The following is a 1,212-nucleotide window of genomic DNA, read 5'->3' on the forward strand; positions in this document are numbered from 1 at the left end:
TAATGACGAAATAAAGTCGCAGTTTGTCTATGCCCAAGATGGTATGTCAGTTGCAGAGTTGTCTGTCAACAATCTACGCTGTGCCGCTTGTACGTGGTTGATTGAATCACGCTTAGATGAGTTAGATGGTATTCGCAAATGCCAAGTAAATCTGACCAATCAGCGTATGCGAGTGATTTGGGACGAGAGCAAGCTGCCTATTAGTCGCATCTTAGCTGTCATTAACGAGATCGGCTATGAAGCAAAACCTTATCGTCAAGATACCCATGAGGCTATGCTAGCGCGTCACAACAATCAGATGCTACTAAGGCTTGGTATTGCAGCATTGGGTTCCATGCAGGCGATGATGTATGCCGTAGCGATCTATTTTGGCGAGTATAGCGATATGCTGATATTCCAGCGCGACTTTTTACGCTGGGTATCTTTATTTGTTAGTACGCCTGTGTTTTTTTATGCAGGTATACCGTTTTTTACCTCGGCTTGGTCAGCGATTCGTGCACGCCAAGTCAATATGGATGTGCCAGTTAGTATTGCCTTGATTGTTACTTTCTTTACCAGTCTCTATGCCACTGTTACTGGTCAAGGAGAGACGTATTATGACTCAGTCAGTATGTTTATTTTCTTCTTATTGGCAGGACGTTATATTGAGCATAATGCTCGTTTAAAGGCAGCGACTATGGCGAACGACTTAGTCGTTGTAGAGCCTGTACTGGTACAAAAAGTCGCCGAAGACAAAGAGTCTGCCGAGCGTATTTTGCAGCAATTAAAGCAAAGTACGACTGGGGAGAGTGATGTTAATAAAGCAAGGAAAAATCTTGCTGAACAGATTGACAATGTGGCTATTGAAGATACAAGCAATCAGTATGCGTCAAGCTCTATACCTAACTTTATGCAGAACATGGAGGACGACGTCCAGCAATTAACCTTGCGTATTGCTAAAGACTGGCAGCAGACACGTAATCGACAATTGGATCTCTTAAAACGACAAAACGAAGATAAAGAAAAGCAAATGGTCACCGCTCATAGTTTACAAGTGGGCGATATCATCATGGTTGAGGCGGGTTCCGAGATTATTAGTGATGGTATTTTGCTAAGTCCAACTGCTACAGTCTCTCAGAGCCTATTAACAGGTGAAGGCAACTTGATCGCCAAAACTCAAGGTGACTATATCATTGGCGGCGCTCAAAACGACAGTCAGCCGTTTGAGATGTT

1 protein-coding gene is annotated in these 1,212 nt (G+C 43.4%); it reads left to right on the forward strand.

Translation table 11 applies throughout. The features are described 5' to 3' along the window. Positions 1-1,212 (forward strand): P-type ATPase (locus ACS8FD_RS15435; RefSeq protein ID WP_439276495.1); only part of this gene is annotated, 1,212 nt, incomplete at both ends.

The sequence above is a fragment of the Psychrobacter sp. 1U2 genome (assembly GCF_051847575.1).